The organism is Streptomyces sp. NPDC093111, from assembly GCF_040683955.1.
Classification (GTDB): Bacteria; Actinomycetota; Actinomycetes; order Streptomycetales; family Streptomycetaceae; genus Streptomyces.
In genome coordinates, this window is record NZ_JBFBNW010000039.1 from 24,021 (window position 1) to 38,562 (window position 14,542).

At 72.8% G+C, this 14,542-nt stretch carries 12 protein-coding genes; 9 read left to right on the forward strand and 3 right to left on the reverse strand.

Annotated elements, in window-relative coordinates; translation table 11 throughout:
- Positions 1-59: 59 nt before the first annotated feature.
- Positions 60-464 carry a metallopeptidase family protein gene (locus tag AB0Q96_RS38430; RefSeq protein ID WP_365333926.1) on the reverse strand — a complete coding sequence of 135 codons (405 nt, stop codon included), beginning with the start codon at positions 462-464 and terminating at the stop codon, positions 60-62.
- Positions 465-823: 359 nt separating this feature from the next.
- On the opposite strand from AB0Q96_RS38430, the gene AB0Q96_RS38435 reads away from it, so the two are divergent.
- The 6 genes from AB0Q96_RS38435 to AB0Q96_RS38460 all read left to right on the forward strand — a co-directional run bounded on the left by AB0Q96_RS38435 (position 824) and on the right by AB0Q96_RS38460 (position 7,140).
- Positions 824-1,255, forward strand: a complete 432-nt coding sequence (locus AB0Q96_RS38435) for a DUF3499 domain-containing protein (RefSeq protein ID WP_351671873.1) — start codon at positions 824-826, stop codon at positions 1,253-1,255.
- A gap of 89 nt (positions 1,256-1,344) precedes the next feature.
- A complete protein-coding gene (locus AB0Q96_RS38440; RefSeq protein ID WP_365333901.1) occupies positions 1,345-2,706 on the forward strand; it encodes a phosphomannomutase/phosphoglucomutase in 1,362 nt (453 codons plus the stop codon).
- A 529-nt stretch (positions 2,707-3,235) separates the two neighbouring features.
- Positions 3,236-3,421, forward strand: coding sequence for a Trm112 family protein (locus tag AB0Q96_RS38445; RefSeq protein ID WP_365333903.1), 186 nt, complete (start codon positions 3,236-3,238; stop codon positions 3,419-3,421).
- Positions 3,422-3,493: 72 nt separating this feature from the next.
- The gene (locus AB0Q96_RS38450) at positions 3,494-4,786 is read left to right on the forward strand and encodes an SIS domain-containing protein (protein WP_365333904.1); all 1,293 of its coding nucleotides are present in this window, start codon (positions 3,494-3,496) and stop codon (positions 4,784-4,786) included.
- Between the two features lie 185 nt (positions 4,787-4,971).
- The gene (manA, locus tag AB0Q96_RS38455; RefSeq protein WP_365333906.1) at positions 4,972-6,123 is read left to right on the forward strand and encodes a mannose-6-phosphate isomerase, class I; all 1,152 of its coding nucleotides are present in this window, start codon (positions 4,972-4,974) and stop codon (positions 6,121-6,123) included.
- Positions 6,124-6,204: 81 nt separating this feature from the next.
- Positions 6,205-7,140, forward strand: a complete 936-nt coding sequence (locus tag AB0Q96_RS38460; RefSeq protein ID WP_365333908.1) for a cation diffusion facilitator family transporter — start codon at positions 6,205-6,207, stop codon at positions 7,138-7,140.
- Between the two features lie 113 nt (positions 7,141-7,253).
- Here the strand turns inward: AB0Q96_RS38460 and AB0Q96_RS38465 are convergent, their stop codons facing one another.
- The gene (locus AB0Q96_RS38465) at positions 7,254-9,392 is read right to left on the reverse strand and encodes a fructose-specific PTS transporter subunit EIIC (protein ID WP_365333910.1); all 2,139 of its coding nucleotides are present in this window, start codon (positions 9,390-9,392) and stop codon (positions 7,254-7,256) included.
- A gap of 392 nt (positions 9,393-9,784) precedes the next feature.
- On the opposite strand from AB0Q96_RS38465, the gene ahcY reads away from it, so the two are divergent.
- Together ahcY and AB0Q96_RS38475 are read left to right on the forward strand one after the other, a co-directional pair.
- A complete protein-coding gene (gene ahcY / locus AB0Q96_RS38470) occupies positions 9,785-11,239 on the forward strand; it encodes an adenosylhomocysteinase (RefSeq protein WP_365333912.1) in 1,455 nt (484 codons plus the stop codon).
- Between the two features lie 141 nt (positions 11,240-11,380).
- Positions 11,381-11,992 carry a hypothetical protein gene (locus AB0Q96_RS38475; protein ID WP_365333914.1) on the forward strand — a complete coding sequence of 204 codons (612 nt, stop codon included), beginning with the start codon at positions 11,381-11,383 and terminating at the stop codon, positions 11,990-11,992.
- Between the two features lie 14 nt (positions 11,993-12,006).
- On the opposite strand, the gene AB0Q96_RS38480 is transcribed toward AB0Q96_RS38475, so the two are convergent.
- Positions 12,007-13,035: an RDD family protein gene (locus AB0Q96_RS38480; protein WP_365333916.1), complete on the reverse strand. Its 1,029-nt coding sequence runs from the start codon at positions 13,033-13,035 to the stop codon at positions 12,007-12,009.
- A 119-nt stretch (positions 13,036-13,154) separates the two neighbouring features.
- Here AB0Q96_RS38480 and AB0Q96_RS38485 point away from each other — a divergent pair, with 119 nt between their 5' ends.
- Positions 13,155-14,162 carry a stage II sporulation protein M gene (locus tag AB0Q96_RS38485; protein ID WP_365333918.1) on the forward strand — a complete coding sequence of 336 codons (1,008 nt, stop codon included), beginning with the start codon at positions 13,155-13,157 and terminating at the stop codon, positions 14,160-14,162.
- Positions 14,163-14,542: the final 380 nt, after the last annotated feature.

A 14,542-nucleotide genomic window follows, 5' to 3' on the forward strand; every position in this document is an offset into this window, starting at 1 on the left:
ACGGGCGGTCCGGACCTTCCGCCCCCGGCCGTCACTCCTCGGCCGTCACCCCTCGGTCCTCAGTCCTGCTCGTCCTGCCCGTACCGCGGGTCGACGGATTCGGGGGAGAGGCCGAGGAGGTCCGCCACCTGCTCCACGACCACCTCGTGGACCAGCAGGGCCCGCTCGTCGCGGCTCTTGGAGCGGATCTCGACCGGGCGGCGGTAGACCACGACCCGCGCGGGCTCGCTCTTCTCGGCGGGGGTCGAGCCGCCCAGCGGCACGACGGACTCGCCCGAGACCGGCGGCGGCACCTCCATGACCAGGAACTCCACGTCCGCCAGCTGCGGCCAGCGCCGCTCCAGGCGCTCCACGGAGTCCAGCACCAGATCGCGGAAGGTGTCGGCCCGGCTCGCGGACAGCGGCACCTGGGGCGGAGCGACCGGCCCTCGCATGCCCCGGCCGTGCCGGTCACGCCGTCGCACGCGCGGCGCGGGACGGCTCGCGCCCTCGGTGTCGTCGGCGTCGGCGTCGGCAGCATGGTCGGCGGAGTGGGTCACTGACGCAGCGTAACTCTCTCCGGTGTTCCGGGGCCTTCGCTTGAACGTTCCGTGGCACCGTCCCGCCCGCCGCGACTGTCGGAGGCTGAGCGTTCCGGCCACCCGTGAGCCCGATTTCCCCTACTCCCCGGATCGGCCATCTGGCGGTGTCTGACCGAATCAGACCCCTCGAATGTCCGGATCGCGACCCGTCGCCACCCCCGTACGGCGCCCCTCGCGCAGGTCGGAACGCCTGTCCGCACCGGTCCCGTGGCGGACGTCACACCACGACACGGTGGAGTGACCTGGGGGAGAGTCGTCGCGGCCCGCTCAAGAGTGCGGTACCGTCCAACGCTGTGAGCCCTGTACGTCGCTGTTCGCGCACCGCGTGCGGCCGCCCTGCCGTCGCGACACTGACGTACGTCTATGCCGACTCGACTGCGGTCCTCGGCCCGCTCGCCACCTACGCCGAGCCCCACTGCTACGACCTGTGCGCCGAGCACAGCGAACGCCTCACCGCCCCGCGCGGCTGGGAGGTCGTGCGGCTCACCGACGGCTCCGCCCCCGCCCGCCCCAGCGGCGACGACCTCGAAGCGCTCGCCAACGCGGTGCGCGAGGCGGCCCGCCCCCAGGAGCGCGCGGCCGAGGCCGGCGGCAAGGGCGGCGGACGCGGCGGCGACCCCATGGAGGTCGGCCGTCGGGGTCACCTCCGGGTGCTCCGCTCCCCCGAGAACTGATCACGGCCCCTTCCCGGGTAGTTTGGGCGTTCCGTACGCGCGCCGCATCCGCGCGTACGTGGCTGCCGAGACTTCAGGAGGGTTGATCCGTGGCTGCTGACCTGTCCCAGATCGTGAAGGCGTACGACGTCCGCGGGGTGGTGCCGGATCAGTGGGACGAGGCGCTCGCCGAGCTCTTCGGAGCGGCCTTCGTCCGGGTGACGGACGCCGACGCGATCGTCATCGGCCACGACATGCGCCCCTCCTCGCCGGGCCTGTCCGCCGCGTTCGCGCGCGGCGCGGCCCGCCTGGGCGCGGACGTGACCCTGATCGGCCTCTGCTCCACGGACCAGCTCTACTACGCGTCCGGGGCGCTGAACCTGCCGGGCGCGATGTTCACCGCCTCGCACAACCCGGCCCAGTACAACGGCATCAAGATGTGCCGCGCGGGCGCCGCCCCGGTCGGCCAGGACACCGGCCTCGGCGAGATCCGCGCGCTCGTGGAGGGCTGGTCGGAGCAGGGCGCGCCGGAGCCGGCGCCCACCGAGGGCACGGTCACCGAGCGCGAGACCCTGGCGGACTACGCCGCCCACCTCCTCTCCCTCGTCGACCTCTCCGCCATCCGCCCCCTCAAGGTCGTGGTGGACGCGGGCAACGGCATGGGCGGCCACACCGTCCCCACCGTCTTCGACGGCCTGCCGCTGGACGTCGTCCCGATGTACTTCGAGCTCGACGGCACCTTCCCGAACCACGAGGCCAACCCCCTCGACCCGAAGAACATCGTCGACCTCCAGGCCCGGGTCCGCGCCGAGGGCGCCGACCTCGGCCTCGCCTTCGACGGCGACGCCGACCGCTGCTTCGTCGTCGACGAGAACGGCGACCCGGTCTCCCCGTCGGCGATCACCGCCCTCGTCGCCGCGCGCGAACTGGCGAAGAACCCGGGCGGCACGGTCATCCACAACCTGATCACCTCCTGGTCCGTCCCGGAGGTCGTCCGCGAGAACGGCGGCACGCCCGTCCGCACCCGGGTGGGCCACTCCTTCATCAAGGAGGAGATGGCGAAGACCGGCGCCGTCTTCGGCGGCGAGCACTCCGCGCACTACTACTTCAAGGACTTCTGGAACGCGGACACGGGCATGCTCGCCGCCCTCCACGTCCTCGCGGCCCTCGGCGGCCAGGACGGCCCGCTGTCCTCCCTGGTCGCCGCCTACGACCGCTATGCCGCCTCCGGCGAGATCAACTCCACCGTCGCCGACCAGGCCGACCGCCTGGCCGCCGTGAAGGCCGCGTACGAGCACCAGGACGGCGTCACCCTCGACGAGCTCGACGGCCTGACCGTCACCGCCGCCGACTGGTGGTTCAACCTCCGCGCCTCCAACACCGAACCCCTCCTCCGCCTCAACATCGAAGCCCGCGACGAGCCCACGATGCAGAAGCTCCGCGACGAGGTCCTGTCCCTGGTCCGGGCGTAACGACCAACCCCAGGCGGGCGGGCGCCGACCACCTCGGCCCCGCCCCGCCGGGCCCCGGGGCCCCACGCGCCGGGGCCCCGCCGCCCTGTGCCGGCCAGGCCGCGCCCCTGCCGGGCTGTGCCCCCTCGCCCCGCCCCACCCCGTTGTGGGCAATCGTTCCGCAGGGCTGGGGGTCCCCCCGGACGAAGTCTGGGGGAGGGCGGGCACAACGGAACGGCGCCCGCTGCCGGGCCTAGGCTCCCCGCGCCTGTGCCTCGCCCCGACGGCGCTGCACGCCTGATCGCCTCGCCCCGACGGCGCCGCCGCCCGATCGCCCGCGCCCTCCCGCCCCCGCCTCAAAAGATCCCGCCTCAAAGAACCCGCCTCCCCCATTTCCCCCACAAGCCCCCCCACGTCCCCCCACCGGACACCCCCGCCGCACACCGTGAGGCGGCGCCACACCCCCCGCCCCGGCGGTAGGCTGACCTGGCCCGAGACCGTCCGTACAGCTACCGCCACACCAGCCGGTACCGCCCGAAGGGACCCGCACATGCCGCAGCTCGAAGCCGGCCTCCTGGAGATCCTGGCCTGCCCGGCCTGCCACGCAGCGCTCGACGACCGGACGGCCGACGAGACCCCGGAGCTCGTCTGCACCGCCGCCGACTGCGGCCTCGCGTACCCGGTCCGCGACGGCATCCCGGTGCTGCTGGTCGACGAGGCTCGCCGCCCCGCGTAACGGGGAAGACCCCGAGGGAAGACCACGCCGGCCCGACGGCCGGTCCCGCTCCGACGACCGGAGGCCCGCGTCATGCTCGACGAGTCACTCCTCGACGCACCGGAAGCCCTCGCCCTCGCCGACCGCCGCGGTCTGCTGCGCGGCGCGGCCGAGGCCGGCGCCCGGGTACGGACCGCGGCCCGGCACGCCGCCGAGGCCGGCATCGCGGAGCTCCGCCCCGAGGGCCGCCCCCGCGCCGTCCTCGTCGCGGGCCCCGGCACCGCCGCCGCGGGCGTCGCCGACCTGGTCGGCGCCCTGGCCGGCGCGGCCGCCCCGGTCATCCGCCTCGCCCCCACCGGCGTCGCCCCCGCGGCCGGCGCCCTGCGCTGGTCCCTGCCCGGCTGGGCCGGCTCGGTGGACCTGCTGCTGGTCCCGACCACGGACGGTTCCGAACCGGGCCTCGCGCTCCTCGCGGAGCAGGCGTACCGCCGCGGCATCACCGTCGTGGCCGTCGCCCCGAAGTCCTCCCCGCTCGCCGAGGCCGTCGGCGGCTCCCGCGGCCTGCTCGTACCGATGGCGATGGCCCCGCACGAGACCGTCCCGGAGTACGGCGAGACGCTCGCCGCGAGCCCGGGCGCCCTGTGGGCCCTGTTCACCCCGCTCCTCGCCCTGCTGGACCGCGTCGGCCTCGTCGACGCCCCGCCCGCGGCGCTGGAGCAGGTCGCCGACCGCCTGGACCGTACGGCGGAGCGCTGCGGCCCGGCCATCGCCACGTACGGCAACCCGGCCAAGACGCTGGCCGCCGAGCTCGCCGACTCGCTGCCGCTGATCTGGACCGAGGGCGAGGCCGCGGGCCCGGCCGGCCGCCGCTTCGCCGCCGTCCTCGCGGAACTGTCCGGGCTGCCCGCCCTGGCCGCCGAGCTCCCGGAGGCCATGTCGGCGCACGGCGTGCTGCTGGCCGGGGACTACGCGGCGGGCGCCGACCCCGACGACTTCTTCCGGGACCGCGTCGAGGAGCAGCAGGCCCTGCGCGCCCGGGTGGTCCTGCTCCGCGACCGCCCCACGGGCCGGGGCCGGGCGAACGAGGCCGCCCCGCCGGACGGCGCACGCCCCGGCGGCCCAGGCGGCCCCGGCCCCACCGGCGGCCCCGAGGGCCCCACCGGACCGGCCGACCGCACCGGCCCCGAGAGCGCCGTGGACCCCGAGACCGGCGCCCTCAGCGCCGCCCCCGCCGCCCGCGAGCTCGTCCTCGGCCACGGCACGCCCATCAGCGAGCTGGAACCGGACGAAGGCACCGCCCTGGAGGCCCTCGCCGAGCTCCTCGCCGTGACGGACTTCGCCGCCGTGTACCTCTCCCTCGCCTCCGCGGGCCTGTCTCCCCGCTGACCCGCCCGGCACCATGACGACCCGATCCCGACCCCGGCCCCTCGCACCGCCCCCACGTCGCACACAGCGGACCCGACTCCGAAGGAGCCGGCCCGCGGCCCCGTGACGCCCTCGACGACCCCGCAGCCCCCACGGCCCCCACGTCCATCACCGCACCCACCGCACTGAAAAGAGCTGGAAGCCCCATGGACCGCCTCGCCAACACCGTCCGCCCCTACGCCTGGGGTTCCACGACGGCCATCCCGGAGCTGCTCGGTACGACCCCCACCGGCGAGCCGCAGGCCGAGCTGTGGATGGGAGCCCACCCCGGCGCCCCGTCCCGCACCGGCCGCGGTCCCCTGAACGAGGTCATCGCCGCCGACCCCGTACGCGAGCTCGGCCCGGCGGCCGTCGAGAAGTTCGGCCCGGGCCTCCCCTTCCTCTTCAAGATCCTCGCCGCGGGCGCCCCGCTCTCCCTCCAGGTCCACCCCGACCTCGACCAGGCACGCGAGGGCTTCGCCGCCGAGGAGGCCGCCGGCATCCCGCTCGACGCGCCGCACCGCAACTACAAGGACGCCAACCACAAGCCCGAACTCATCTGCGCGCTCACGCCCTTCCACGGGCTGTGCGGCTTCCGCGACCCCGTCGAGGCCGCCGACACGATCGCCGCCCTCGGCGTCGACTCCCTCAAGCCGTACGTCGACCTCCTCCACGCCCACCCGGTGGAGGCCGCGCTGCGCGAGGTCCTGACGGCGCTCCTCACCGCCGACCGCGCGGAGATGGCGCACACGGTCGCCGAGACGGCCGCCGCCGCGGGGCGCCTGGGCGGCGCGCACGCCGCGTACGCCCAGATCGCGCACCACTACCCGAACGACCCCGGCGTCATCGCGGCGATGCTGCTCAACCAGGTCACCCTCCAGCCCGGCGAGGCCCTGTTCCTCGGCGCCGGGGTGCCGCACGCGTACCTGGACGGGCTCGGCGTCGAGATCATGGCCAACTCCGACAACGTGCTGCGCTGCGGTCTCACCCCCAAGCACGTCGACGTCCCCGAACTCCTTCGAGTGGTCCGCTTCGAGCCGATGGACCCGGCCATCCTGCGCCCGGAGGCGTCCCCGGCGGGGGAGGAGGTCTACGACACCCCCATCGACGAGTTCCGCCTCTCCCGCTTCGTACGGCCCGAGGGCGCCGCCCCCACCGGTCTCACCGCCGCCACCCCGCAGATCCTGCTCGCCACCGCGGGCCGCCCCGTCGTGGCCGGCACGCCGCTCGCGCCCGGCGAGTCCGTGTTCGTACCGGCGGGCGAAACGACCGAACTGTCCGGTACGGGAACGGTCTTCCGTGCCACCGTCGTGGCCTGATGCGACAATGACCGGCCGAACGACGGCAGTAGGGCAGCAGGGCCGCAGGCCGTAGCACCGACGAAGGGAACACGTAGACCCATGAGCGCGTCAGGCGGAACCAAGGCGATCGTGGCGGCGCTCGCCGCCAACCTCGCGATCGCCGTAGCCAAGTTCGTGGCGTTCCTCTTCAGTGGTTCGTCCTCGATGCTCGCCGAAGCCGTCCACTCCCTGGCCGACTCCGGCAACCAGGGTCTGCTCCTCCTCGGCGGCAAGCGCGCCCAGCGCGAGGCCACCCCGCAGCACCCCTTCGGCTACGGCCGCGAGCGGTACATCTACGCCTTCCTCGTCTCCATCGTGCTCTTCTCCGTCGGTGGCATGTTCGCCATCTACGAGGGCTACGAGAAGATCAAGCACCCGCACGCGATCGAGGCCTGGTACTGGCCGGTCGGCGTCCTCCTCTTCGCGATCGTCGCCGAGTCCTTCTCCTTCCGGACCGCGATCAAGGAGTCGAACCAGCTCCGCGGCAACCTGTCCTGGAAGGAGTTCGTGCGCCGCGCGAAGGCCCCCGAGCTGCCCGTCGTCCTGCTGGAGGACCTCGGCGCCCTCATCGGCCTCGTCCTCGCCCTCGGCGGCGTCGGCCTGGCCCTGCTGACCGGCGACGGCATCTGGGACGGCATCGGCACCGTCTGCATCGGTGTGCTGCTCGTCGCCATCGCGATCGTCCTCGCCGCCGAGACCAAGTCGCTGCTGCTGGGCGAGGCCGCCGGCATCGAGGACGTGCAGCGGATCGAGGCGGCGATCGCCGACGGCGACACCGTCACCCGCCTCATCCACATGCGCACCCTCCACCTCGGCCCCGAGGAGCTGCTCGTCGCGGCCAAGATCGGCGTCCAGGGCGGCGACAGCGCCACCGAGGTCGCCGACGCGATCAACGCGGCCGAGGCCCGCATCCGCGCCGCCGTCCCGATCGCCCGGGTCATCTACCTGGAGCCGGACATCTACAGCGAGAAGGCGGCCACGGCCAAGGACGCCTGACGGCCCGGCCGTACCGCGCGCATACGGGGAGGCCCCGGACCTGACGACAGGTCCGGGGCCTCCCCGTATGCGGGCCCGGGCGCGTGACGCCGGGCGCGTGGCGGCGGGCCGGGCTAGCGGATCTCGCCCAGCAGGCGCAGGATCCCCGCCTCGTCGGGCGCCTCAAGGAGCCGCTCACGGAAGTGCGCGTCCATCAGCTTCCGGGAGAGCAGCGCCAGGATCCGCAGGTGCTCGTCCCCGGCGGCGGCCTCCGGCACCGCGATCATGAAGATCAGCCGGGCCTTCGTCCCGTCGAGCGAGCCCCACTCCACGCCCTCCGGCGACCGGGCGAAGCCGACCACCGGCGCGGTGACCGCGTCCGTCTTGGCGTGCGGGATGGCGATCTGCTCGCCGAGCCCGGTCGTGCCCTGGTCCTCCCGCGCGAACGCGGTCCGGACGAGCCCGTCGAGGTCGGCGACCTTGCCGGTGCGCGCGAGCAGCCCCGCCATCTCGCGGATCGCCGCGTCCTTGTGGTCGGCGTCGAGCCGTACCTTCACGGTCTCCCCGGTCAGGTACCCGGACAGCACCTGGCCCCCGTCACCCGGGGGTACGGGAAGGGGCGCGCCGCCCGCCGCCCCGGAGCCGGAGCCGGAGCCGGAGCTGGAGCCGGGGCCGGAGTTGGTGGCGGAGCCGGTGTGGGCGCCGACACCGACGCCGGCGCCGACCGGCACGGGCTCGGCCCGGAGCGCGGGCACACCGGCCGCGCCGGCCCCGCCACCCGCGCCCGCCGCCGCGGGCACCCCGGCGGGCACGAGGGCGGCGGCCGCCTGCCCGCGCCGCTCCCGGATCCCGATGAGCGCGTTGGTGGTGAGCGCCGTGACGACGGTGCCGGCGGCGACGGCGAGGAAGAACATCGGCACCCCGCCGACCGCGCCGAGCACGGCGACGATCGGACCGCCGTGCGGCACGGCGTCCGTCACCCCGGCGAGACCGGCGAGCGCACCGGCGACGGCACCGCCCAGCATGTTCGCGGGGATCACCTGCGCGGGCCGGGCGGCGGCGAACGGGATCGCGCCCTCCGAGATGCCGAAGAGCCCCATGAAGAGCGAGGCCATGCCCGTCTCCCGCTCCTGCTCCGTGTAGAGCCTGCGGCGGAGCAGTGTCGCCAGGCCCTGGCCGAGCGGCATGACGGGGATGGCGGCGGCGCACATGCCCATGACGGTCTGGTTGCCGGTGGCGATGAGCCCGGCGCCGAAGAGGAACGCGGTCTTGTTGACCGGACCGCCCATGTCGAACGCGACCATCAGACCGAGGATCGCCCCGAGCAGGATCGCGCTGGTGCCGGTCATCCCGCCGAGCCAGCTCGTCAGATGCTCGAACACCCAGGAGATGGGCTGCCCGATCACGTAGATGAAGAACAGCCCGAGCGCCGTCGTCGCGACGATCGGGATCACGATGATCGGCATGATCGGCTGGACGAGCCGCGGCACCCGGACCTTCTTGATCCCCAGCACCAGATAACCGGCGAGGAAGCCGGTCACGATCGCGCCGATGAAGCCCGCGCCCGCCTCGGAGTGGTACAGCGAGCCGTCGTTGGCGATCCAGCCGCCGATCATGCCGGGCACCAGCGCGGGCCGGTCCCCGATGGCGTACGCGATGTACCCGGACAGGATCGGCACCATCAGCTTGAAGCCGATGGTGCCGATGTTGTTGACGTCCATCCAGAAGGAGTCCTTCGGGATGACCAGGCCCTCGGGGGTCGCGTGGCCGCCGAGCGCGAGCGAGATCGCGATCAGCAGCCCGCCCACGACGACGAACGGGATCATGTACGAGACGCCGTTCATCAGCGCCTTGTACGCGAGGCTCCGCTCCTTGCCGCCTCCGCCTCCGCCCGCGCCACCGGAGCCGCCGTCCGCGCCGTCGCTCCCGCCGGCACCCTGCACGGGTGCGGAGCCCACCTGCTGGATGAGCCGCTCGGGGTGGCGGATGCCCTCGGCGACCCCGACCGCGAGCACCCGCTTGCCGGCGAACCGGCTGCGGTCCACGTCCTTGTCGGCGGCGATGATGATCCCGTCGGCGCCTCTGACATCGTTGTCGGAGAGAACGTTCTCGGCCCCGATCGAGCCCTGGGTCTCCACCTTGATCTCCACACCGAGCGCCTTCGCGGCCTGCGCCAGCTTCTCGGCCGCCATGTAGGTGTGGGCGATACCCGTCGGACACGCGGTCACCGCGAGCAGCCTCGGCTTCCGCCGCCCGTCCGCCGACCCGGTCACGAGCTGATCCTCACGTGCTTCTCCTCTTGCCCGTCCGGACGTCGTCGCTCCGGATTCCCGAGCATCGTCTCCCGCCCCACAGCGGTGTTAAAAGTCCATAAGGCCCTGAATGCGTAGGTCTCTCGACCCTTTGTCGAGGCCGGATCCAGCCGAATCCCGGACCGGGGTGGACTGTGGGTCACTGCGCCGATCGGTGTAGATTCGTGACCAGCCAGACGTCGCTGCTGATGGCGGTCGGGCGGTCCGCACATGGACCGGCCGAGGGAGAGAGGGCCTCCGACGACTGCACCGCGGGACCATCCGGGCATTCCTATGCCCGCGTGGCCCACCACCGCGGTGCCAGGTGCCCACTCGAACCCTCGAACCCGATTCCACGAGGAGCAGCTCCAGTCATGACGACTGTCGCCACGCAGGACTTCAAGGTCGCCGACCTCTCCCTGGCCACGTTCGGCCGCAAGGAGATCACCCTCGCCGAGCACGAGATGCCCGGCCTGATGTCGATCCGCCGCGAATACGCCGAGCAGCAGCCGCTCGCCGGCGCCCGGATCACCGGCTCCCTGCACATGACCGTGCAGACCGCCGTCCTCATCGAGACCCTGGTCGCCCTCGGCGCCGAGGTCCGCTGGGCCTCCTGCAACATCTTCTCCACCCAGGACCACGCCGCCGCGGCCATCGCCGTGGGCCCGAACGGCACCCCGGAGAACCCCCAGGGCGTCCCGGTCTTCGCCTGGAAGGGCGAGACCCTGGAGGAGTACTGGTGGTGCACCGAGCAGGCCCTCACCTGGCCGAACACGCCCACCGGCGGCCCGAACATGATCCTGGACGACGGCGGTGACGCCACCCTCCTCGTCCACAAGGGCGTCGAGTTCGAGAAGGCCGGCTCCGCCCCGGACCCGTCCACCGCGGACAGCGAGGAGTACGGGTACATCCTGACCCTCCTCAACCGCACCCTCGGCGAGAGCCCGCAGAAGTGGACCCAGCTCGCCTCCGAGATCCGCGGCGTGACCGAGGAGACCACCACCGGCGTCCACCGCCTCTACGAGATGCAGCAGGCCGGCTCCCTGCTCTTCCCGGCGATCAACGTGAACGACGCCGTGACGAAGTCGAAGTTCGACAACAAGTACGGCTGCCGCCACTCCCTGATCGACGGCATCAACCGCGCCACCGACGTCCTCATCGGCGGCAAGACCGCCGTCGTCTTCGGCTACGGCGACGTCGGCAAGGGCTGCGCCGAGTCCCTTCGCGGCCAGGGCGCCCGCGTCATCGTCACCGAGATCGACCCCATCTGCGCCCTCCAGGCGGCGATGGACGGCTACCAGGTCGCGACCCTGGACGACGTCGTCGAGACGGCCGACATCTTCATCACCACGACCGGCAACAAGGACATCATCATGGCCGCCGACATGGCCAAGATGAAGCACCAGGCCATCGTCGGCAACATCGGCCACTTCGACAACGAGATCGACATGGCCGGCCTGGCCAAGATCGACGGCATCGTCAAGGACGAGGTCAAGCCGCAGGTCCACACCTGGACCTTCCCCGACGGCAAGGTCCTGATCGTGCTGTCCGAGGGCCGCCTGCTCAACCTGGGCAACGCGACCGGCCACCCGTCCTTCGTGATGTCGAACTCCTTCGCGGACCAGACCCTGGCCCAGATCGAGCTCTTCACCAAGCAGGAGGAGTACCCGACCGACGTCTACGTGCTCCCGAAGCACCTGGACGAGAAGGTCGCGCGCCTCCACCTGGCCGCCCTGGGCGTCAAGCTCACGACCCTCCGCCCGGAGCAGGCCGCCTACATCGGCGTCCAGGTCGAGGGCCCGTTCAAGCCGGACCACTACCGCTACTGATGCACCGGCACCGGGCGCCCGTACACGGACGCCCGGGTGCCCGGCACACCCGTAGAACAGCAGGCAGGCCCCCGCACCCCCGTGTCGGGGGCCTGCCTCGTCTCCACCGGCTCACCGCTCCAGGAAGCACCCCGAAGACCCATGCCCCGCGGCCGTTATTCGCTCCATGACCCGCACGATCACACCCCCCTCGGTGAAGAGCACTTCAGCTGCGCGCCCGGCCCGTCCGGCTGGCGCTACGTCTCACGCACCACCACCCCCTCCGGCGACCCCGCCGGCTCCGTCGACCTGGCCATCGACGAACTGGGCCGCCCCATCCGGCTCGAACTCCACTCCGCGGACTGGCAGGTACGCGGCGCCGCCATCGACGGCGTCACCTGGGTCCGCACGGACCCCACCGGAACCCACGCCACCGAAGGCAATGTGCGCGCCCACGCCTTCACCGGCATGTCCCCGGCGTTCCTCGTCGCGATCTCCCGGCTCCTGCGGCTCACCCCCGATTCCCCCGAGACCCGCGTCCGGCTCGTCGCCTTCACGGACCCCGTACTCGCCCCCCTGACGGTCGACCAGTCCTGGGCCCTGCTGAAGAGTGAAGCGCACGCCACTGACAACGGCCCCCTGACCGTGGACGAGTACCAGGTCAGCACCCTCGACACGGGGGAGCGGCACACCGTCCACCTGGCCGGCGACGTGGTCCTCTCGGCCCCCGGCATCGAACTGGAAGACCTGGACACCCCACCGTCGGTCTTCTGACGGCCCCTCCGGCCTCAGGCCGGAGGCGCGAAACCGGTGGCGGGCGGGCGGGGAGGAACAGCGGCCGGCACGGGCGCGGAGACCGGGCCCTGGACAGCGGCCGGAGCAGGAGCTGAGGCCGGAGCAGGAGTCTGAGTTTGAGCCGGAGTCGGAGCTGAGGCCGGAGACGGGGTCGGGGCCTGAGCCGCCGGGTGCGCCCCCGCCACGGGTACCGCCACCGGCACCGGACCGGGCGTCTGCCCGTACCCCGAGCCGTGCCCCGAGCCGTACCCCGATCCGGGCACCGCGCCCCGCGTCGGTGCGAACGCCCGACGCGCGTCCCGCGCCTGCCGCTCGGCGACGACTCCGGACAGGAACGCCGCAGCGGGCACTCCCGGCGGCGGAGGCGTCCCGGTCCGCGCCACGAGCTCGTCGGCCAGCCGCTCGGCGAGCCGCCGCCCGATCGCCGGGTCCAACTGCGTCATCCGCGTCAGGTACTGACGGATCTCCAGCCACAACGCGTCCGGCACGGCGGACAGGTCGAGCCCGGTGAACCGGCCCACGAGCCACGGCGGGGGCGGCGGCACCGCGGTGTTCGGCGCGGAGGCGACCCGCTCCCGGACCACGAGCGTCCCCGCGAAGACGTCACCGATTCGCCGCCCGCGCTCGGACACCAGCGAGGCGATGCAGGCGACGACCCCGAAGGTCATCAGGATCTCGACGACCCCCATCGCCCCGCGCATCAACGCGTGCCGGAACCGGATCGGCCCGCCGTCGTCCCGCACCACCCGCAGCCCGCAGGCCAGCTTCCCCAGCGACCGCCCGTGCGACAGCGTCTCGACCGCTATCGGCGCCCCGACGAGTATCAGGAGGAAGGAGACGATCGATATCGCCATCACCGCGGCCTCGTCGAGCGAGGCCGTCGCCAGCGCGAGACCGAGGCTGATCAGCAGATACGCCACCCAGATCACGACGAGGTCGATGAGCAGGGCCAACGCCCGGCTCGGCAGCCGCGCCGGCTGCAACCCCAGTACGACGGCATCCCCCGTCACGACCCCGCTCACGCCGCCCACCCTTCGTCGACCTGCCGAACCCCGTCCGAACGCCAGTCTGCCAAGCTGACCCGCAGCGCGCCGCAGTAGTACGGACCGTACGCACCCAGTGCCTGGAGCAGCAGCCGATCATGGACCTCGACGTCTTCGTCACCGCACACCGAGCCGAGTGGGACCGCCTCGATCACCTCCTGCGCCGGGGCCGCCGCCTCGGCGGCGCCGAGGCCGACGAACTCGTCGCCCTGTACCAGCGCACGGCCACCCACCTCTCGCTCATCCAGACCAGCGCCCCCGACCCGCTGCTCACGGCCCGGCTCACCCAGCTCGTGGCCCGCGCCCGCGCCACGGTCACCGGCACCCGCCGCGCCTCCTGGCGCGACGCGGCCACCTTCCTGACGGCGGGCTTCCCGGCCGCGGTCTACCGCTCCCGCCACTGGTGGGTGCCCACGGCACTCGTCTCGACGCTGCTCGCGGCCCTGATCGGCTGGTGGATCGGTACGCACCCGGAGGTGCAGGCCGCGATCGGCGCCCCGGCCGAACTGCGCGAGATGACCCGCCCCGGCGGCCAGTACGAGACCTACTACTCCAGCCACCCCGCGGCGTCCTTCGCGGCTCAGGTCTGGACGAACAACGCCCAGGCCGCCGCCACCTGCCTGGTCCTCGGCGCGTTCCTCGGCATCCCGGTGCTCTACATCCTCTTCCTCAACATGCTGAACCTCGGCGTCGGCATAGGTCTGATGGCCGGCGCGGGCCGCCTCGACGTGTTCCTCGGCCTGGTCCTGCCGCATGGCCTCCTGGAACTGACCGCCGTCTTCGTCGCCGCAGGCACGGGCCTGCGCCTCGGCTGGACCCTGATCGATCCCGGCCCCACCACCCGCCGAGCGGCGCTCGCCCAGCAGGGCCGCGCGGCGATCGGCATGGCCATCGGCCTCGCCCTGGTCCTTTTCGTCTCGGGCCTGATCGAGGGCTTCGTGACTCCGTCCGGTCTGCCGACCTGGGCCCGGATCGCCATCGGTATCGCCGCTGAGCTGGCATTTCTCGTATACGTCTATGTACTCGGCGGGCGAGCCGCCCGGGCCGGCGACACGGGCGACGTCGAGGAGGCCGACCGAAGCGCCGAACTGCCGACAGCCGCCTGACGCACGCGCCACCGCCGATGTGCGGAGCACCCCGCTGACCTGCTAGTCTCCTCTTCGCCCGCAAAAACCGTTGACACGGATGGCGCGGGGAGGTAGATTCAAACGGTTGCCTGGAGCTGGACAAGCTCGGGGTTGACGCGTTAGACTCTCTCTCGCTCCAGTCGGAATTCTCCGACGATGGGGCCACCCCGATTCCTTATCCGAATCACGAAGCCACCGATTAGGTCGGCGGAAATGAATCTGATAAAGTCGGAATGCGCCGGAAGGCCCCGAGAAAAACAAATCGGGACCGGAAAGCACCGAGGAAATCGGATCGGAAAGATCTGATAGAGTCGGAAACGCAAGAACGAAGGAAGCGCCCGGAGGAAAGCCCGAGAGGG